17 protein-coding genes are annotated in these 19,661 nt (G+C 59.4%); 10 read left to right on the forward strand and 7 right to left on the reverse strand.

Annotated elements, in window-relative coordinates; translation table 11 throughout:
* The 6 genes from rraA to D8U69_RS18035 all read left to right on the forward strand — a co-directional run.
* A partial coding sequence (rraA, locus tag D8U69_RS18010; RefSeq protein WP_130907835.1) for a ribonuclease E activity regulator RraA occupies positions 1-477 on the forward strand: 477 nt, incomplete at its 5' end.
* A 27-nt stretch (positions 478-504) separates the two neighbouring features.
* Complete coding sequence (locus tag D8U69_RS18015; protein ID WP_056856961.1) at positions 505-1,500, forward strand: zinc transporter ZntB; 996 nt, start codon at positions 505-507, stop codon at positions 1,498-1,500.
* A 63-nt stretch (positions 1,501-1,563) separates the two neighbouring features.
* The gene (locus tag D8U69_RS18020) at positions 1,564-1,812 is read left to right on the forward strand and encodes a hypothetical protein (protein WP_056856962.1); all 249 of its coding nucleotides are present in this window, start codon (positions 1,564-1,566) and stop codon (positions 1,810-1,812) included.
* Between the two features lie 2 nt (positions 1,813-1,814).
* Complete coding sequence (locus D8U69_RS18025; protein WP_028621382.1) at positions 1,815-2,639, forward strand: mechanosensitive ion channel domain-containing protein; 825 nt, start codon at positions 1,815-1,817, stop codon at positions 2,637-2,639.
* 90 nt (positions 2,640-2,729) lie between these two features.
* Positions 2,730-3,320, forward strand: a complete 591-nt coding sequence (gene sigX / locus D8U69_RS18030; protein ID WP_082557687.1) for an RNA polymerase sigma factor SigX — start codon at positions 2,730-2,732, stop codon at positions 3,318-3,320.
* A gap of 107 nt (positions 3,321-3,427) precedes the next feature.
* Positions 3,428-4,462 carry an OmpA family protein gene (locus tag D8U69_RS18035; RefSeq protein WP_056856964.1) on the forward strand — a complete coding sequence of 345 codons (1,035 nt, stop codon included), beginning with the start codon at positions 3,428-3,430 and terminating at the stop codon, positions 4,460-4,462.
* 85 nt (positions 4,463-4,547) lie between these two features.
* Here the strand turns inward: D8U69_RS18035 and cobA are convergent, their stop codons facing one another.
* The 5 genes from cobA to D8U69_RS18060 all read right to left on the reverse strand — a co-directional run bounded on the left by cobA (position 4,548) and on the right by D8U69_RS18060 (position 10,330).
* Positions 4,548-5,303, reverse strand: coding sequence for a uroporphyrinogen-III C-methyltransferase (cobA, locus tag D8U69_RS18040; protein WP_130906142.1), 756 nt, complete (start codon positions 5,301-5,303; stop codon positions 4,548-4,550).
* 20 nt (positions 5,304-5,323) lie between these two features.
* Entirely contained in the window at positions 5,324-6,994 is a 1,671-nt protein-coding gene (locus D8U69_RS18045) for a bifunctional protein-serine/threonine kinase/phosphatase (RefSeq protein WP_130907836.1), read from the reverse strand.
* An 8-nt stretch (positions 6,995-7,002) separates the two neighbouring features.
* Entirely contained in the window at positions 7,003-8,214 is a 1,212-nt protein-coding gene (locus D8U69_RS18050) for a nitrate/nitrite transporter (protein WP_056856967.1), read from the reverse strand.
* A 313-nt stretch (positions 8,215-8,527) separates the two neighbouring features.
* Positions 8,528-9,103, reverse strand: coding sequence for an ANTAR domain-containing response regulator (locus tag D8U69_RS18055; RefSeq protein WP_056856968.1), 576 nt, complete (start codon positions 9,101-9,103; stop codon positions 8,528-8,530).
* Between the two features lie 15 nt (positions 9,104-9,118).
* Positions 9,119-10,330, reverse strand: coding sequence for a CmpA/NrtA family ABC transporter substrate-binding protein (locus D8U69_RS18060; RefSeq protein WP_130907837.1), 1,212 nt, complete (start codon positions 10,328-10,330; stop codon positions 9,119-9,121).
* Positions 10,331-10,556: 226 nt separating this feature from the next.
* Here D8U69_RS18060 and D8U69_RS18065 point away from each other — a divergent pair, with 226 nt between their 5' ends.
* Positions 10,557-11,576, forward strand: coding sequence for a quinone-dependent dihydroorotate dehydrogenase (locus D8U69_RS18065; protein ID WP_056856969.1), 1,020 nt, complete (start codon positions 10,557-10,559; stop codon positions 11,574-11,576).
* A 289-nt stretch (positions 11,577-11,865) separates the two neighbouring features.
* Here D8U69_RS18065 and D8U69_RS18070 read toward each other — a convergent pair whose 3' ends face one another.
* The gene (locus D8U69_RS18070; RefSeq protein WP_003223300.1) at positions 11,866-12,081 is read right to left on the reverse strand and encodes a ribosome modulation factor; all 216 of its coding nucleotides are present in this window, start codon (positions 12,079-12,081) and stop codon (positions 11,866-11,868) included.
* A gap of 529 nt (positions 12,082-12,610) precedes the next feature.
* Between D8U69_RS18070 and rlmKL the strand changes: the two genes are divergently transcribed.
* Complete coding sequence (rlmKL, locus tag D8U69_RS18075) at positions 12,611-14,881, forward strand: bifunctional 23S rRNA (guanine(2069)-N(7))-methyltransferase RlmK/23S rRNA (guanine(2445)-N(2))-methyltransferase RlmL (protein WP_130907838.1); 2,271 nt, start codon at positions 12,611-12,613, stop codon at positions 14,879-14,881.
* Positions 14,882-15,024: 143 nt separating this feature from the next.
* On the forward strand, positions 15,025-17,418 hold the full coding sequence (locus tag D8U69_RS18080) for a GGDEF domain-containing protein (protein ID WP_130906147.1): 2,394 nt from the start codon (positions 15,025-15,027) through the stop codon (positions 17,416-17,418).
* Positions 17,419-17,556: 138 nt separating this feature from the next.
* Here D8U69_RS18080 and dacB read toward each other — a convergent pair whose 3' ends face one another.
* Positions 17,557-19,017, reverse strand: a complete 1,461-nt coding sequence (gene dacB, locus D8U69_RS18085; RefSeq protein ID WP_056856972.1) for a D-alanyl-D-alanine carboxypeptidase/D-alanyl-D-alanine-endopeptidase — start codon at positions 19,015-19,017, stop codon at positions 17,557-17,559.
* 234 nt (positions 19,018-19,251) lie between these two features.
* Here dacB and D8U69_RS18090 point away from each other — a divergent pair, with 234 nt between their 5' ends.
* Positions 19,252-19,596, forward strand: coding sequence for a YggL family protein (locus tag D8U69_RS18090; RefSeq protein ID WP_007971486.1), 345 nt, complete (start codon positions 19,252-19,254; stop codon positions 19,594-19,596).
* Positions 19,597-19,661: the final 65 nt, after the last annotated feature.

The following is a 19,661-nucleotide window of genomic DNA, read 5'->3' on the forward strand; positions in this document are numbered from 1 at the left end:
ACGCCTGACCTGTGCGACGCCTACCCGGAGCTGGTGCAGGTGCTGGAACCGATGTTCAGCAATTTCGGCGGCCGTGATTCCTTCGGCGGCGAAATCGTGACCATCAAGTGCTTCGAAGACAACTCTCTGGTCAAGGAGCAAGCCGAACTCAAGGGCAACGGCAAGGTGCTGGTGGTCGATGGAGGCGGTTCCCTGCGTCGCGCGTTACTGGGCGACATGATCGCCGAGAAAGCCGCCAAAAATGGCTGGGAAGGCCTGGTGATCTACGGTTGCATTCGTGACGTCGACGTCATCGCCCAAACCGATCTGGGGGTGCAGGCCCTGGCCAGCCACCCGATGAAGACCGACAAGCGCGGTCTCGGCGACCTCAACGTGGCCGTGACTTTCGCTGGCGTGACCTTCCATCCCGGCCACTACATCTATGCGGATAACAACGGCGTGATCATCTCGCCCAGCCCGCTGAAAATGCCTGAGTAAAATCCCCGATTGACTGAAGGAGTGCGGATGTTCGAGGAAGAAAACGCGCAATGGGGGCTGGTCCACGCCCTGGTGCTGGACGGTAAAGGCGGCGCGCGTTCGATAGCCCGGACTGAACTTGATGAATTGCAGCTGCAGGCTCATGAAAGCCTGTGGCTGCATTGGGATCGCAGTCACCCGCAAACCCAGACCTGGTTGCGCAAATCCAGCGGTTTGAGTGAATTCAGCTGTGATCTGCTGCTGGAAGAGAATACTCGTCCGCGCCTTTTACAGCTTTCCGACAGCGAACTGCTGCTATTTTTGCGTGGAGTCAACCTCAATCCGGGGGCTGAGCCTGAAGACATGGTCTCCGTACGGATCTTCGGTTCTGCGAAGCGGGTCATTTCCTTGCGTTTGCGGCCGCTGCGCGCCACCGAAGAACTGCTGGTGCAACTGGAGCTGGGCAAGGGACCGAAAACCGCCTCCGAGCTGATTCTCTACATGGCGCAGTACCTGACCAACAAGGTGCAGGATCTGGTCAGTTGCCTCTCGGAAGTGGTCGATGAGGAAGAAGAAAAGCTCGATACCGACGAACGGTATACACCGGAGCACGGAGCGATCTTGCAGATCCGCCGCCGGGCCGCTGCGTTGAAGCGCTTTCTCGCTCCGCAGAGGGATATTTTTGCTCAGCTGACACGGCTCAAGTTGCCCTGGTTTGTCGAGGATGATGGCGATTACTGGAACGAATTGAACAACAGCCTGACCCGCTATCTTGAAGAGCTCGAATTGACCCGAGAGCGCGTGGGGCTTGTGTTGGAGGCCGAAGACCGGCGATTGAGCGTGCGCATGAATCGCACGATGTATCGCTTCGGCGTCATCACCGGGATCTTTTTGCCGATGAGTTTTTTGACCGGGCTTTTGGGCATCAACGTCGGCGGCATTCCATTTTCCGCGAGCCCGTATGGTTTCCTGATCGCGTGCCTGTTGGTGGTTTCGGTGGCGTTGGGGCAGTGGTGGTTATACCGACGTTTGCGCTGGGTCTGATGGAGAGCCATGTGACCCGAGCAAATTTCACCGCGTCTTTCACAGACATCACGAGAGGTGCGTATGCACGATCCGTTTGAACAGTCTTTGCGTGACATGCTCAAGGCCTCGCCGTCGACCCGGGACGACGATGCATGCCTGGGGCGCGTACTGAAAACCGCCAACCGCCAGGTCGGCGCCGGTGATCTGTTCAGCCTGCTGGGCCGTTGGTTGCCCGCGCTGATGATCGCCCTGAATAACGGATCGGCCCACATCGCGCCGGTGTCCCGTCTTCGTAAACCTACCGCTCGCACTGCTGATAAGGCTGATTGAATATGGAACTTGATCTCTGGACACAGAGCCTCGTCACTGCAATGACTGCGTTATGGACCAAGATTGCCAACTTCATTCCGAACCTGTTCGGCGCACTGGTTGTGCTGCTGTTGGGCTTTGTCGTGGCCAAGTTGCTGGACACGCTGCTTTCGAAGTTGCTCGCCAAGCTCGGCCTGGATCGCCTGATGGGCGGCACCGGTCTGACCAAGCTGCTGTCCCGCGCCGGGCTGCAAGTACCGATCTCCACATTGATCGGAAAAATCGTCTATTGGTTCGTTCTGCTGATTTTTCTGGTTTCTGCCGCAGAATCCCTTGGACTTGAGAGAGTTTCAGCTACGCTGGATATGCTAGCGCTGTATTTGCCTAAGGTATTCGGCGCCGCGCTGGTGTTGCTGGTGGGTGTATTACTGGCGCAACTGGCCAATGGGCTGGTGCGTGGAGCGGCAGAAGGCGTAGGACTGGACTACGCTTCCGGGTTGGGGCGAATTGCCCAGGGCCTGGTGATCATCATCAGCATCTCGGTGGCGATCAGTCAGTTGGAGGTCAAGACTGACCTGCTCAATCACGTGATCGTGATCGTTTTGATTACCGTTGGTCTGGCAGTTGCGCTGGCCATGGGTTTGGGAAGTCGGGAAATTGCGGGTCAGATTCTTGCGGGAATCTATGTGCGTGAGTTGTATGAGGTTGGGCAACAAGTGCGAGTTGGAGAGGTCGAAGGGCAGATCGAAGAGATCGGCACGGTTAAAACCACATTGCTGACCGATGAGGGTGAGCTAGTCTCTCTCTCCAATCGGATCCTGCTTGAGCAGCATGTGAGTAGCCGCTAACCCGGCAAACCCTGCTAATGTATGCCGCCGCAAAATGCCGCCTGATGCTGGCTGCGGCGGACATTGACCTGACTGTCGGCCCGACTTGTTTTGAATAAAGCCCAATCGCTATCCATGCGCTACGACCCCCGCGAGCTCTCTGATGAGGAGTTGGTCGCGCGCTCGCATTCCGAGCTGTTTCACGTAACGCGCGCCTATGAAGAATTGATGCGGCGTTACCAACGAACATTATTTAACGTCTGTGCACGATATCTCGGGAACGATCGCGACGCAGACGATGTCTGTCAGGAAGTCATGTTGAAGGTGCTGTACGGCCTGAAGAACTTCGAAGGCAAATCCAAGTTCAAGACATGGCTGTATAGCATCACGTACAACGAGTGCATTACGCAGTATCGGAAGGAACGGCGAAAGCGTCGCTTGATGGACGCATTGAGTCTGGACCCCCTCGAAGAAGCGTCTGAAGAAAAGGCGCCGAAACCCGAGGAGAAGGGTGGACTTGATCGCTGGCTGGTGTATGTGAATCCGATTGACCGTGAAATTCTGGTGCTACGATTTGTCGCAGAGCTGGAGTTTCAGGAGATCGCAGACATCATGCATATGGGCTTGAGTGCAACAAAAATGCGGTACAAACGCGCTCTAGATAAATTGCGTGAGAAATTTGCAGGCATTGCTGAAACTTAGTTCGGCGCAAATATCTCTTACGTGTAGGCAAGTTCTGATAGACTTGCCGCCGAGTTGTCCCCCGGTTTGCGGGACTGCTTCACAATCACCAGATGGGGATTTAACGGATGAAACTGAAAAACACCTTGGGCTTGGCCATTGGTTCTCTTATTGCCGCCACTTCGTTCGGCGCTCTGGCACAGGGCCAAGGCGCAGTTGAAATCGAAGGCTTCGCAAAGAAAGAGTACTTTGACAGCACTCGCAACTTCAAAAACGACGGCAACCTGTTCGGTGGTTCGGTTGGTTACTTCCTGACCGACGACGTTGAACTGCGTCTGGCCTACGACGAAGTGCATAACGTACGTGCCGACGACGGCAAGAACGTGAAGGGCGCCAACACCGCTCTGGACGCTCTGTACCACTTCAACAACCCAGGCGACATGCTGCGTCCTTACGTCTCGGCCGGTTTCTCCGACCAGAGCATCGACCAGAACGGTTCGAACGGTCGTGACCGTTCCACCTTCGCCAACGTTGGTGGCGGCGCCAAGCTGTACTTCACCGACAACTTCTACGCCCGTGCCGGCGTTGAAGCTCAGTACAACATCGACCAGGGCAACACCGAGTGGGCTCCTAGCGTCGGTATCGGTGTGAACTTCGGTGGCGGCTCCAAGCCTGCTGCTGCTCCAGTTCCAGCACCAGCTGAAGTTTGCTCCGACAGCGACAACGATGGCGTTTGCGACAACGTTGACAAGTGCCCTGACACCCCAGCCAACGTAACTGTTGACGCTGATGGCTGCCCAGCAGTTGCTGAAGTTGTACGTGTTGAGCTGGACGTGAAATTCGACTTCGACAAGTCGGTAGTCAAGCCAAACAGCTACGGCGACATCAAGAACCTGGCTGACTTCATGAAGCAGTACCCATCCACCACCACTACTGTTGAAGGTCACACTGACTCCGTCGGTCCTGACGCTTACAACCAGAAACTGTCCGAGCGTCGTGCAAACGCCGTTAAGCAAGTTCTGACCAACCAGTACGGTGTTGAATCGTCCCGCGTTCAGTCTGTTGGCTACGGCGAATCCCGCCCAGTTGCTGACAACAAGACTGAAGATGGTCGCGCTGTAAACCGTCGCGTAGAAGCGCAGGTTGAAGCTCAAGCTAAGTAATTAGCCCGCAGCTGCGAGAAAAGCCCGGCTCAGGCCGGGCTTTTCTTTGTCTGCGATTTGGTCGGAGCGGAGTAAGTCGGGGGATTCAGGCCAGTCCATCGGCTGTGATCGCGGGGAAATCGCAGTCTTGCACGGCACGGGCCGCCACGCTGCCGATCACCAGGATCGCCGGGCTCTTCAGTTCGAAACGACGGGCATCTTCCTCCATTGCTGCCAGATCACTGCGACATTCGCGCTGATGGGGCAACGACGCGTTTTCAATCATTGCCACTGGCGTGTTTACCGCCATGCCTCCGGCCAGCAGTTGCTGGCGAATTTCACTGAGCTTGGCCACACCCATGTAAATCACCAGCGTCGTACCGCCCTGGGCCAGTGCCTGCCAGTTCAGGCTGCTGCCGTCTTGCGTGTGCGCGGTGACCAGTGTCACCCCGCGCGCTACACCGCGTAGCGTCAACGGGATATCGCATTGCGTGGCGCCAGCGAGCCCGGCCGTGATGCCGTTGACCAGTTCCACCTCAACCCCGCGCTCACGCAGCCACTGCGCTTCTTCACCGCCGCGTCCGAAAATGCACGGATCACCCCCCTTGAGTCGCACCACGCATTTACCCTGACGCGCGTAACGCAGCATCAAGCGATGAATGAACGCTTGCGGCGTGGACCGGCATCCGCCGCGTTTACCCACGGGAATGATTCGCGCCTGCTGGCAATGTTCGAGGACCGCGGCATTCACCAGGTCATCGATCAGCACCACATCCGCTTCCCTCAGTGCCCTTGCAGCCTTGAGAGTCAACAGTTCCGGATCACCCGGGCCCGCGCCCACCAGCCAGACTTTTGCGCTCATCGTGTGTTCCTCAGTTGAAATCAGCCATGAAATACCGCAAACAACAGCACCAGGTTCGCCAGCAGCGACATCAGCGCCAACGACCGCCACACCTTCAGCGGTTCGCGTTCCAGCAGCGGGCGAGGGCGCACATTCAAGCTGTGCCGCTCGCCTTGTTCGATCAGCAGCAGCCATTCCTCCGCCGTTTCAAAACGTTGACCAGGATCGGCGGCAACCGCGCGTTCCAGGCTTTGTGTTATCCATTCCGGCAGATCGGGGCGATAGCGGCTGGCGCTGACTGGCCTGCCGAACCGTGGTCGTTGGAACGCTTCGATTTCGCCATAGGGAAAATGCCCGGTCAGCAGATAAAACAACGTCACGCCGACCGCATACAGGTCCTGTTGCGGTGTCGGCGGTTCGCCGCGAAATGCTTCCGGCGCAATGAAACTGGGCGTTCCGGGAAGAGCAGCGGGCTGGTCTTCAGACAGGCCGGGACAGAAGGCGAGGCCGAAGTCCAGCAAGCGCAGTTCGCCGTCGTCACTGAGCAGCAGGTTTTCCGGTTTGATATCGCGGTGGAAAATCTGCCGTCGGTGCAACATTCCGAGCGCTTTGAGCAGGCGTTCAGCCAGGTCCTGCCACTGAGCCAGCGGCAGTGGTCCGGTCTGCGAATGCAGTTGCGCCAGGGTCGTCCCGGAGTATTCGCGCATCACGTAGTACAAATGCTGACGCTGGCTGGCGGCATGCACCTCAGGAAAATGCCGACCGGCCACGCGTTTGAGAAACCATTCCTCCGACAGCAAGGCTTGCCCGGCCTGGTGATCGTCGTGCAGATGGCCGGGCAAGGTTTTCAACAGCCACGGTTGTTGCTGGCTGTCACGCACGCGATAAAGCAACGACTGCTGGCTCTGGCCAAGTATCCCTTCCACTTGCCAGCCTTCGAACGGCTGTCCAGGCTTCAGCGGTGGCGGCAGGGGCCATTGCTGCAGGTGAATCAAGGCATCACCGATACTGCTTTCACCGAGGCCATCGACCCGCACCAGCAGGGCACTGGCGTTGTCTTGGCTGCCGGCCAGATGCGCTGCATGAACCAGCGTCTGCGCAGCGCTATCGAGGTCCGGCTGATCACGCAGGATCGCAGCAATGGCGGTGTCGCCCAGGACCGCCCAGATCCCATCGCTGAGCAGCACGAAGCTCTCATCGAGGCGCAATTCACCGTCGAGGAAATCCAGCACCAGGTGTTGATCCAGTCCAAGTGCCCGCTTGAGCACATGCTGCATGCCCGGCTGATCCCAGACGTGATCTTCGCTGATGCGCTGCAATTGATCGGCGTGCCAGCGATACACCCGGCAATCACCGACGTGAGCCAGGGTAAATCGCCTGCCACGCAGCACCAGGGCGCTCACAGTGGTCAATAGCGGTTGTCCGCCACCGTTGGCCTGAAGCCAGCGGTTTTGCGCCAGCAGCAGGCGATCAAGGGCTTGTGCGACGCCCCAGGTTTCCGGGGTGGCGTAGTAGTCCAGCGCCAGCGCCTGCAATGTCGATCGGGCGGCCAGGCCACCATCGGCGCACTGGCTGACGCCGTCGGCGATGGCGAACAGGTAGCCCTTGCTCGCCGCCAGTGCCGGGGCGGGCGTCACCAGACGCAAGGCGTCCTGATTCTCTTCGCGAGGGCCGGTGGCGCTGGCTTCAGCGAAGCTCAATTGCAGGCTCATTTAAGACCTCAAACCCGCGCAGCGGTCACGGCTGCCGAACCCCAGGTGGTTCTCCAGCGACGTTTTACGCCGTGCAGGCCAAACCACGCGAGCACCGCCAGACTGGCGAACAGCCACAATGCCAGCTGGTAACTGCCGGTGCTTTGTTTGATTGCGCCCATGCCTGCTGCCAAGGCAAAACCACCGATGCCGCCAGCCATGCCGATCAGACCGGTCATAACCCCGATTTCGCGGCGAAAACGCTGAGGGACCAACTGGAAAACCGCACCGTTGCCTGCACCCAGGCCAAGCATGGTGCAGACGAAAAGCGCCAGGGCGGCATAGGAGCTTGGCAAATTGAAGCCGACGGCAGCAATGCAGATCGCCGCCACGGTGTACATCCCCAGCAAGGTGCGGATGCCGCCGAAGCGATCCGCCAGAGCACCGCCCAGCGGACGCATCAGACTGCCACCGAATACGCAGGCGGCGGTGTAGTAACCCGCGGTGACCGGGTTCAGGCCGTATTGGTCGTTGAAGTAGCCGGGCAGTGCGCTGGCCAGGCCGATGAAACCGCCGAAGGTCACGCTGTAGAAGAACATGAACCACCAGCTGTCGCGGTCGCCCAGGGCTTTGAAGTAATCGGCCATTGACTTGGCTTTGGGCCGTTCAGGGGCATTCTTGGCCAGCCAGGCGAACACGATCAGTGTCAGGATCAACGGGATCAGCGCGAAGCCGAACACGTTGCTCCAGCCAAACGCCGCTGCCAGCACCGGCGCAATCAGCGCGGCAAGGACGGTGCCCGAGTTGCCCGCACCCGCGATGCCCATGGCTTTGCCCTGGTGCTGCGGCGGATACCATTGCGACGCCAGAGGCAGGGCCACGGCGAAGGACGCGCCCGCCATGCCGAGGAACAGTCCCAGCAGCAGCGCTTGCTCGTAACTGTGGATGCCGAGTTTCCAGGCACCGAACAGGGCGCAGATGACGATGACTTGCCCGATCAGGCCGGCAGTTTTGGGAGACAGGCGATCAGCCAGCATGCCCATTACAAACCGCAGTACGGCACCGGCCAGAATCGGCGTAGCGACGACAAGCCCGCGCTGTTGAGTGGTCAGGTGCAAGTCACCGGCGATCTGCACTGCCAGGGGGCCGAGCAGGTACCAGACCATGAAGCTCAGGTCGAAGTAGAGGAACGCCGCGAACAGGGTTGGGGTATGGCCGGATTTCCAGAAGCTTGAATTCATCGCGCACCTCAGCTGATAGGAGTCTCGAACGGGAGCCAAAACAAAAAAACGCCGCCACCTGATTCGCCGGGAGGCAAATACGGTGAGCGACGTCTTTGTCGTAGATTGGGCAACCGCCGTTGGTTACCTGTGGGATTTACTTAGCGAGATCTGTGCCAACAAGTCGTTTTTGTGGCGAGGGAGCTTGCTCCCGCTCGGTGTTGAAGCCGTCTTGAATCCTGTGACCGAGTTGTGCCTGATTCACTGAAATCGCAGGTTTTGGGGACCGCTACGCAGCCCAGCGGGAGCAAGCTCCCTCGCCACGGTGGTCGTGTCAGCCGAGCAGTTCACTCATCGCGATAATCTGCTCCGCCACCTGAATCAGCTTCTGCTGGCGGCTCATGGCCTGGCGGCGCATCAGGGTGTAGGCCTCTTCCTCGTTGCAGTCCTTCATTTTCATCAGCAGCCCTTTGGCCAGTTCGATGCGCTTGCGCTCGGCCAGTTGCTGATCGCGGGCGTGCAGTTGGGCGCGCAGGGCCTGGTCACTTTCGAAGCGGGCCATGGCCACATCCAGAATCGGCTGCAAGCGTTGGGCATGGATGCCCTCGACGATGTAGGCGCTGACCCCGGACTTGATCGCCTGGCGCATCACGCCGGGGTCGTGCTCGTCGGTAAACATCACGATGGGGCGTGGCTGGTCCCGGCTGACGAGCACCACTTGTTCCATGACATCGCGGCTCGGTGACTCGGTATCGATCAGAATCACGTCCGGACGCACCGTTTCGACGCGTTCAGGCAGGTCGATGGTCAGGCCTGACTCGTCGATGACCTCGAAGCCGGCTTCGGTGAGGGCCGCTTTCAGGCGTCCGACTTTTTTCGCAGTATCGTTGATCAGCAGGATACGCAACATGTTTGCAGTCTCCTGTCAGCAGTTGGCGAGTCGGGGCGAGTTGTCGCTCATGGCGTGCAGTTTGAAGCTGCGCGCATAGCCGGCGGGGTCCGAACCGTTCCAGACCTTGCCATCGATCAACTGGCTGCTACGCATCTCTTTGCCCAGCGATGCGACACCGACGGCGCTGGCGGCCTCACGGTACAAGTCCAGTTGCTGAACCTGACGGGCTATCGCGAGGTAATCCGGGTCATCGCGCAACAGCCCCCAGCGACGGAACTGGGTCATGAACCACATGCCATCGGACAGATACGGCAAGTTCACTTCACCGTCACCATGAAAACGCATGGCATGCGGGTCGTGCCAGCGATTGTCCAGGCCGTCGTCGTAGTCGCCCAGCAGACGCGGTTCGATGCATGCCAGTGGGGCGTCGAGGTACTGTGGCGCGCTGAGCAATTGCGCAGTGCTGCGGCGGTTTTCGAGACTGTCTTCGATAAAACGACTGGCTTCCAGGATCGCCATCACCAGTGCCCGGGCGGTGTTGGGGTATTGCTCGACGAAGGCGCGGGTGCAGCCGAGGACTTTTTCCGGATGATCGGGCCAGATGGTCTGGGTGGTCGCCAGGGTAAAACCGAGGTCCTGTTGCACGGCGCTGGCGGACCAGGGCTCGCCGACGCAGAAACCGTCGATGCGTCCCGCCTGCAGGTGCGCGACCATTTGCGGCGGTGGTACCACCACACTGTCGACCTCCAGCAACGGATGAATGCCCTGGCTGGCGAGCCAGTAATACAGCCACATGGCATGGGTGCCAGTGGGAAAGGTCTGGGCGAACGTCAATTTTGGGCGAGTTTGGTGCACGTGCCGGTGAAGTGCCTCAGGACCGGTCACGCCAAGGCCCTGCAAGCCATGGGAGAGATTGATGCTCTGGCCGTTCTGGTTCAGGCCCATGAGCACGGCCATGTCGGTCGCTGCCACGCCGCCGATACCCAGGTGCACGGCGTAGATCAAACCGTACAGGCTATGGGCGGCATCGAGTTCACCGCTCACCAGTTTGTCCCGCAGGTTGGCCCACGACGACTGGCGCTTGAGGTTCAGGGTCAAGCCGTAAGGTTGGGCGAAGCCCTGAGTCGCGGCGACAACCACCGAGGCGCAGTCGCTCAAGGCCATGAAGCCGAGGTTGATTTCGGTCTTTTCCGGGGCATCGCTGCCATTGACCCAGGCCAGAGGGCCGGCTGATGGTTCGTTCATCGATTTCGCACCTTCAAAAAAAACGTCGTCCCAGACCTGATACCCGCAAGGCCGCGTGACGACGCCGTTGTCCTTGCACGCATTCCGCCGTTGGCCTGCGTGCTGATGCTTAGATGGGTGCAAGGCATATGCCATCCCGGGATTCACGGCAAAGAGATCGCCCGCCAACCTCAACCCCGGCTATAATCGCCGCCTCATTTCGCCGCCAATCGAGTCAAATCCGCCCATGTACACCCTGGCCCGTCAGCTGTTGTTCAAACTTTCCCCGGAAACCTCCCACGATCTGTCCCTGGACCTGATCGGCGCGGGCGGACGTTTGGGCCTTAACGGCTTGCTGTGCAAGGCACCGGCGAAGATGCCGGTCAACGTCATGGGCCTGGATTTTCCGAATCCGGTGGGGCTGGCCGCCGGCCTGGACAAAAACGGCGCGGCCATTGACGGTTTCGCCCAATTGGGTTTCGGTTTTGTCGAAATAGGCACCATAACCCCGCGTCCGCAACCGGGTAATCCGAAACCACGGATTTTCCGATTGCCGGAAGCCGAGGCCATCATCAACCGAATGGGCTTCAACAACCTTGGCGTCGATCACCTGTTGGCCCGTGTGGCAGCCGCCAAGTACAAGGGCGTGCTGGGCATCAACATCGGCAAGAACTTCGATACCCCGGTCGAGCGCGCGGTTGACGATTACCTGATTTGCCTGGACAAGGTCTACGCCCACGCCAGCTACGTGACGGTCAACGTCAGCTCGCCGAACACACCGGGCCTGCGCAGCCTGCAATTCGGCGATTCGCTCAAGCAACTGTTGGCCGACCTTGCCACGCGTCGCGCTGAACTGGCGCTGCGTCACGGCAAACACGTGCCCCTGGCCATCAAGATCGCCCCGGACATGACTGACGAAGAAACTGCGCAGGTTGCGCAAGCGTTGATAGAAACCGGAATGGACGCGGTCATCGCCACCAATACCACCTTGAGCCGTGTCGGCGTCGAGGGCATGGAGCATGGTGACGAGGCGGGCGGCCTGTCCGGTGCACCGGTTCGCGACAAGAGCACCCACACCGTGAAGGTGTTGGCGGCGGAGTTGGGCGGCCGCCTGCCGATCATTGCTGCCGGTGGCATCACTGAAGGCAAACATGCGGCAGAGAAGATCACTGCCGGTGCGAGCCTGGTGCAGATCTACTCCGGCTTCATCTATAAAGGCCCGGCGCTGATTCGTGAATCCGTAGACGCAATCGCTGCCCTGCGCTGAAGGCTCAAGGGAGCTTTTGTGGCGAGGGAGCTTGCTCCCGCTGCGAAGCAGCCCAAAGCACCCGCTTCAGTAAGTCAAATTGATTGAGAACACCGGGTTTACGATTGCTTCGCAACCGGGCGGGAGCAAGCTCCCTTGCCACAAAAACAGGTTTTCCTTGCTTTGGAGCAAGCATAAAAAAGGGCCCCTTCAAAGGAGCCCCTGGGCCGCAGCCCGCCGTCCGGATGGGACGTGCGTGGTTAATTCAGTACAAAATCAGATTGTCGTGTCGGAGTGTTGTGCCCTGTAATTAGCCGACGGCGTGAAGTTCGTTGAGTCTGTGGATTCCCGCAGTGCCGGTCATACCGTCCCAGTTGTCGCCGCGTCCTTCTCGCCAGCCGTTAATCCAGGCTTGACGTACCGACGGTAGAGTAAATGGGCAAAGCTCACGGGATTTGCCACCAACGCCATATTGATATCCGCGCAAAAATGCTCTTTCCAACGGATCACGCTTAAGTCTTCTCATAGGGTGTTGCCCTCACTTGTTGACTGTATTTATCGCGTCGACCTCAATTGAGGTCTGGCAGAAAAACTCTGCCGTTGGGGGCTCGTTGCCGGCGTGACGAGCCAAGGTGTTGGCGCCATTGCGGTGCCAACCTGAGTTGAGTTCTAACCAATGCGTCACATCGAGGGAATGATCGTTTTGTCATAAGGACGTAACTGTTCATGTGCTATGGCCATAAGTAACCGTATGTTAGCTGGGTATTTTTCAGGTAAACCCCGGTATGATCGGCCCCGCACAGCATGATCAGGTTAATCCTTTGGTGAGAATGCCTCCCGTTGCCGGGAAGCACTATTCGACGAAGGGTCGACTTATGTCATTTTGTTGCATCAACTTTTTTATCTGTCCTTGCATCTAAGCTCATTTAACCCGGGCAGCAGGGGTGGGACGGCACACCTTCGTGCCACGCGGGCGCTCTTCGAGAAAAGCGCCTGATTGAAAACCGGTCCGGCAATGCGTTGTCGGGCCACTCAGCCAAAGGCTCCGAATTCTCATGTCCGATCGTTTCGAACTCTTCCTCACTTGCCCAAAAGGCCTTGAAGGCCTGCTCATCGAGGAAGCCGTCGGGCTTGGCCTTGAGGAAGCACGTGAGCACACCTCTGCCGTGCGCGGCATGGCCACCATGGAAACCGCTTATCGCCTGTGCCTGTGGTCGCGCCTGGCCAACCGGGTATTGCTGGTGCTCAAGCGTTTCCCGATGAAAGACGCCGAGGACCTCTACCACGGCGTGCTCGACATCGAGTGGCAAGACCACATGCTCAATGACGGCACCCTGGCCGTCGAATTCAGTGGTCACGGCTCGGGCATCGACAACACCCACTTCGGTGCCTTGAAGGTCAAGGATGCCATCGTCGACAAACTGCGCACCCCGCAGGGCGACCGTCCATCCATCGACAAACTCAACCCGGACCTGCGCATTCACCTGCGCCTGGATCGCGGCGAAGCGATCCTTTCCCTCGACCTCTCCGGCCACAGCCTGCACCAGCGCGGCTATCGCCTGCAGCAAGGCGCGGCGCCGCTGAAGGAAAACCTCGCGGCCGCCATCCTGATCCGTTCCGGCTGGCCACGTATCGCAGCGCAAGGTGGCGCACTGGCTGACCCGATGTGCGGTGTCGGTACCTTTCTGGTGGAAGCGGCGATGATCGCTGCTGACATCGCGCCGAACCTGCGTCGCGAGCAGTGGGGATTCACCGCCTGGCTGGGTCACGTACCGGCGCTGTGGAAAAAGCTCCATGAAGAGGCGTCCGAACGCGCCGCCGCCGGTCTGGCCAAGCCGCCGTTGTGGATTCGCGGTTACGAAGCCGACCCGCGCCTGATTCAGCCGGGCCGCAACAACGTCGAGCGTGCCGGCCTCAGCGAGTGGATCAAGATCTATCAGGGCGAAGTCGCGACTTTCGAGCCGCGTCCGGATCAAAACCAGAAAGGCCTGGTGATCTGCAACCCTCCATACGGCGAGCGACTGGGCGACGAGGCGAGCCTGCTCTATCTTTACCAGAACCTCGGCGAGCGTCTGCGTCAGGCCTGTCTGAACTGGGAAGCCGCCGTCTTTACCGGCGCGCCGGATCTGGGCAAGCGCATGGGCATCCGCAGCCACAAGCAGTATTCGTTCTGGAACGGCGCCTTGCCGTGCAAGCTGCTGTTGATCAAGGTGCTGCCCGACCAGTTCGTCACAGGCGAGCGTCGTACCCCGGAACAGCGTCAGGCCGAACGGGAGCAAGCGGCCTATGACGAGGCGCCGAGCGAGCCGCAAGAGCGCAAGTACAACAAAAACGGCAACCCGATCAAACCCGTGCCGGCGCCGGCCCCGGTGGTCGAGCAGCCGCGCCTGAGCGAAGGCGGGCAGATGTTTGCCAACCGCCTGCAAAAAAACCTCAAGGCCTTGGGCAAGTGGGTCAAGCGCGAAGGCATCGACTGCTATCGCGTGTACGATGCCGACATGCCGGAATATTCCATGGCCATCGACCTGTATCACGATTGGGTCCACGTCCAGGAATACGCCGCGCCGAAATCCATCGATCCGGAAAAAGCCTCGGCGCGGATGTTCGATGCCCTGGCCGCCATTCCGCAGGCTTTGAACATCGACAAGAGCCGCGTGGTGGTCAAACGCCGAGAGCGTCAGAGTGGCACCAAGCAATATGAACGCCAGGCGGCTCAGGGCAAGTTCGTCGAGGTCAACGAAGGTGGCGTGAAGCTGTTGGTCAACCTCACCGATTACCTGGATACCGGCCTGTTCCTCGACCACCGTCCTATGCGCATGCGCATTCAGAAAGAGGCGGCCGGCAAGCGCTTCCTCAATCTGTTCTGCTACACCGCCACGGCCAGCGTGCACGCGGCCAAGGGCGGTGCACGCAGCACCACCAGCGTCGACCTGTCGAAAACCTATCTTGACTGGGCGCGTCGCAATCTGTCGCTGAACGGTTTTTCCGACAAGAACCGTCTGGAGCAGGGCGATGTGATGGCCTGGCTGGACGCCAGTCGTGACGAATACGATCTGATCTTCATTGACCCGCCGACATTCTCCAACTCCAAGCGCATGGAAGGGATTTTCGATGTACAACGCGATCAGGTGCAGTTGATCGATCTCGCGATGGCTCGGCTGGCGCCGGGTGGGGTGTTGTACTTCTCCAACAACTTCCGCAAGTTCGAGCTGGAGCCCAACCTCAGCGAGCGCTACGCGGTCGAAGAGATTACCGCCCAGACCATCGATCCGGATTTTTCCCGCAACGCCAAGATTCACCGCGCCTGGAAAATCACGGCCCGTTGATATCTGAAGGGGTTGGATCCACAGAGCCTTGATTTTAAAAGGCTCTGTGGATTCTTTCTGTACTGGTCAAATTAGTGGCTAATAGCTATAACTCAACTCAGGGCCAAAGGGCTTTCCCGCACCTGGCGTTTTGAGTTGCGTTTATGTCGTTGCACGCCGTGCGCCCAAAAATCCTGGGTTTTATCAGCGAAGATGTCTCGGCCTGGCTGGTCGCGCTTCTGGTTTTGCTTGTCGGCGGGATTCTCACGGGCTTGCTGGCATGGTCGACCCTCAATCTGTTTCACCAGCAATTGCGGCAACGCTTCCAACTGCTGGCCAGTGAGCGTTATAGCCGTATCGAAGAACGCTTCCAAGATCAGGAGCAGCGCCTCGACGGCCTGCGCCGGTTCTTTGCCAACTCCGATTCGGTCTCCCGAGAGGAGTTCAATGGCTATACCCAACCGTTATTGCACCGGACCCAGGCGTACTCGTTTGCGCAACGGGTGAGCCGTGACGAACGTGCAGCGTTCGAACGCCGTGTTCGTGATGAAGGCTTGAGCAGTTTTGCATTTCGCGAGCTCAACGCCGACGGCCAGTTGCAACTGGCTGGCGAGCGGGACGAGTACGTGGTGGTGCTGTTCAGCCAGACGCAAAGCAAACTCGGTGCGCCGCTCGGTTACGATTTGCTGGCCCAGCCGTTGCGTCGTGCCACATTGCAGCGAGCGGACCAGAGTGGCCAGATGGCCGTCTCGCAACCGATGCATCTGGTGAGTATCGAGCCGGCGTATGCGCGGGGCGTGCTGCTGGTCGCTCCGGTCATGTCGGGCAACAGTCCGACGACGACCAAACCATTCGGTTATGTCATGGCCGTGATCAGCATGCGCCAATTGCTGGCGGACGGCTTGCCGGAAGCGGGGCGTGACTATCTGTCAGTGCGTATTCTCGATCTGTCCATCGATGATCAGCATGAAGTGCTGTATGAATCGCCAAACACAGCGGCCGTCAGCGAGTTGTCGGCGACCCGGCTGTTGCGAATGGCCGATCATGATTACCAGGTCGACATCCAGCCCAGCGAAGCGTTTCTCAAGGCCAACCACTCATCGGTGACCACGCTGGTGGTGCTCGGTGGTTCGCTCAGCATGCTGCTCAGTGCCTTGCTATACGTACTGGTCAGCCAGCGGCAGCGAGCGCTGAAGATGGTTGAGCAAAGGACCGAAGAGTTGCGCGCTCGGGAGCAGGAACTGCGTGGCACCCACGGCCAGTTGCGCGGCGTGCTGAACGCGGCGACCCAGGTGGCGATCATCGCCACGGATTTGCGGGGCGTGATCAGCACCTTTAACGCCGGAGCCGAACAGATGCTCGGCTATACCGCCGCCGAAGTGGTTGGGCACATGACCCTGGAAAACCTGCACTTGCCCCGGGAACTGGCGGCACGCTCGGCAGAGCTTAGCGCACGTTTCGGCAAACCGGTCCCGACCTGTCATGCAATGTTGGTCGAGGGCGGCGAAGGCACCGGGCACGAGGCGCGGGAATGGACGCTGGTGCGGGGGGACGGCAGCCATTTGATCGTCAACATGCTGGCGACTCCGGTGCTTGATGAGCAAGGCCTGTGGGTCGGCCATCTGGCGGTGTGCATCGATATCACCGAACGCAAACGCGTGCATGAAGCCCTCGCAGCGCGGGACTTGTTATTGAAGAAGCTCAGTGCCCATGTGCCCGGCGGCATCTATCAATTCAAGATGGAATTCGACGGACGCTTCAGCGTCATCTATGCCAGCGATGGCATTCGTGAAATCTACGAGCTCGAACCGGACGTTTTGCTACTCAATGCCGAAGCGATCTTCACGCGCATCCATCCCCAGGACACCACCCGTGTGCGCGCCTCCATTCGCGCTTCGGCGGACACCCTCAGCCCTTGGCGCGAGGAGTATCGCGTGCAGCTGCCACAGCGCGGTTTGCGTTGGGTACGCGGCGAGGCGACGCCGGAAGAGCTGCCCGGCGGCGGCGTGCTCTGGCATGGCTACATCTCGGATATTTCCGACATGAAGCGGGTGGAAGAAGAGCTGCGGGCGCTGTCGATCACCGACTCCCTCACCGGTATTCACAACCGGCGCTATTTCCAGGAGCGTCTGACCACCGAAATGGCCCGGGTCGAGCGTGGTAGCGGCGAACTGTCGGTGATCATGCTCGACATTGACCACTTCAAGCGCATCAATGACCAGCATGGGCATGCCGTGGGTGATCGGGTGTTGCAGATCGTCTGCGAGCGCATTGGCAATCGGCTGCGCCGCACGGATGTATTTTGTCGATTGGGTGGCGAAGAGTTCATGGTGCTGTGCCCGGGCATTAACGGTGAGCACGCGCATGTACTGGCCCTGGAGCTGTGGCAAGGCTTGCGCAGTTCGCCGATCGACGAGGTCGGGATCGTCACTGCGAGTTTCGGGATTGCCAGTTGGCGAGTCGGCGAGGGCGCGGACGCGCTGCTGTTAAGGGCGGACTCGGGGGTGTATGCGGCGAAGCAGGCGGGCAGGGACCGGGTGCAGGGCGAGACGAATTGATATGCGCTGTACGCATACCCTGTAGGAGCCAAGCTTGCTCGCGATGGCGGTCTGTCAGTCACATTCATGTTGAATGTGCTGCCGCTATCGCGAGCAGGTTTTGCTCCTACAGGGAATCTCTGCAGCCTCTGCAGCCGATTAGAGCGCCGAAGCGGTCTGCGCCAGTTTCGGCTGGCGATACAAGTCCAGCAGCACTTGGTCGAGCACCGATGATGCACCGAATGGCGCCTTGTCGTTGAGGATCGCCACGACGGCCCAGGTGTTGCCGTTGACGTCTCGGCTGAAACCGGCGATGGCGCGCACGGTGTTCAGGGTGCCGGTCTTGACGTGGGCTTCGCCGCGCATCGCGGTGGTCTTCAGGCGCTTGCGCATGGTGCCGTCGGTGCCGGCAATCGGCATCGAGCTGATGTACTCGGCGGCGTAAGGGCTGCGCCAGGCGGCCTGCAGCATCGAAGCCATTTCCCGGGCGCTGACGCGTTCGAAACGGGACAGGCCGGAACCGTTCTCCATCACCAGGTGCGGCGCGGTAATGCCTTTCTTCGCCAGCCACTGGCGTACGACCCGCTGTGCCGCCTTGGCATCGTCACCGTCGGCATCGGTACGGTATTTCTGCCCCAGGCTCAGGAACAGCTGCTGGGCCATGGTGTTGTTACTGTATTTGTTGATATCGCGGATGATTTCCGCCAGATCCGGCGAAAATGCCCGCGCCAGCACTTTGGCGTCTTTCGGCGTTGGCGCCAGCACATCCTTGCCCTGGATGCTGCCGCCCAGTTCTTTCCAGATCGCTCGCACGGCACCGGCCGTGTAAGTCGCGTGATCAAGCAGCGACAAGTAAGTCTGTGAACTGCAACCTTCGCCCAGCTGGCCGCCGACGGTCACCGTCACGCTGCCATCGGCCTGGGGCACCGGGTTGTAGCGCACACCGCCGGTACATTGCTTGGAGTTGAGAGCCTTGACCTGATTGTCGATGCGAATGCTGGCAATGGGTGGTTCCACCGAAACCAGCACCTTGCCCGAGTCATTGCGCGCGACAAAGCGCAAGGCCTTGAGGTTGACCAGCAACGCATCGGGTTTGACCAGGAACGGCTTGTTCTCGTCGTTGCCGTCGTCATTGAACTCGGGCAATTGCGGTTGCACGAAGAAGTTCTTGTCCAGCACCAGATCGCCGGTGACCTGGGTCACGCCGTTGGCGCGCAAGTCACGCATCAACAGCCAGAGTTTTTCCATGTTCAGCTTCGGATCACCACCACCCTTGAGGTAGAGATTGCCATTGAGGATACCGCCACTGAGGGTGCCGTCGGTGTAGAACTCGGTTTTCCACTGATGGTTCGGGCCGAGCATTTCCAGGGCCGCGTAAGTGGTCACCAGCTTCATGGTCGACGCCGGGTTGACCGATACGTCGGCGTTGAAAATAGTCGGAGTGCCCGGGCCGTTGAGCGGAATCATCACCAGCGACAGGGCGTTGTCCTGCAGCTTGCTGGCCTTGAGGGCTTTTTGGACGTTGGGAGACAAAGAGGTGTTGATCGGGTCAGCGCAAACAGGAAGGGCCAGGGGAAGCAACAGGCCGGCCAGCAATAAAGGACGTAACGATTTGATCATGTGAAATAGAACCCTGCAGCCGAGGGGAAAAAAAACGAGGGCATGAAGATAAATTCCCCCAGTGGTCATGAAAGTGTCGGCATTATGCCCCAAGGCGTCACGGCTTGTGCCGTGCCTTGACCATCCAATCGGCTATTTTTTTACCGGCGGTAGCCCTTGCGGCCCACTGAGTCGGGCAATCGGCGGCTTAAACTGCTAAAGTGCCGGCCGTTATTACTTAAGAGGATTGTTCCAATGGCGACTAACCGTTCCCAGCGTCTGCGCAAAAAACTGTGCGTCGATGAATTTCAAGAGCTGGGTTTCGAACTGAACCTGGATTTCAAAGAAGATTTGGCTGATGAAGCCATTGATGCTTTCCTCGACGCGTTCCTCAAAGAAGCCATGGAAGCCAACGGTCTGGGCTATGTTGGCGGCGACGACTACGGTCTGGTTTGCCTGCAGAAGCGTGGCTCGGTCAGCGCTGAACAGCGCGCCGCCGTTGAAGCCTGGCTCAAAGGCCGCACCGAGCTGACCAGCGTTGAAGTCAGCCCGCTGCTGGACGTCTGGTATCCGGAAAAGCCGATCAATCCGGTAGCTTGATGTTCTGAAAACGGCGACCCGAGGGTCGCCGTTTTTTTATGCCTGTTTTTTGTGCGCACATGGCT

Source organism: Pseudomonas sp. Sample_16, assembly GCF_004307665.1.
GTDB lineage: Bacteria > Pseudomonadota > Gammaproteobacteria > Pseudomonadales > Pseudomonadaceae > Aquipseudomonas.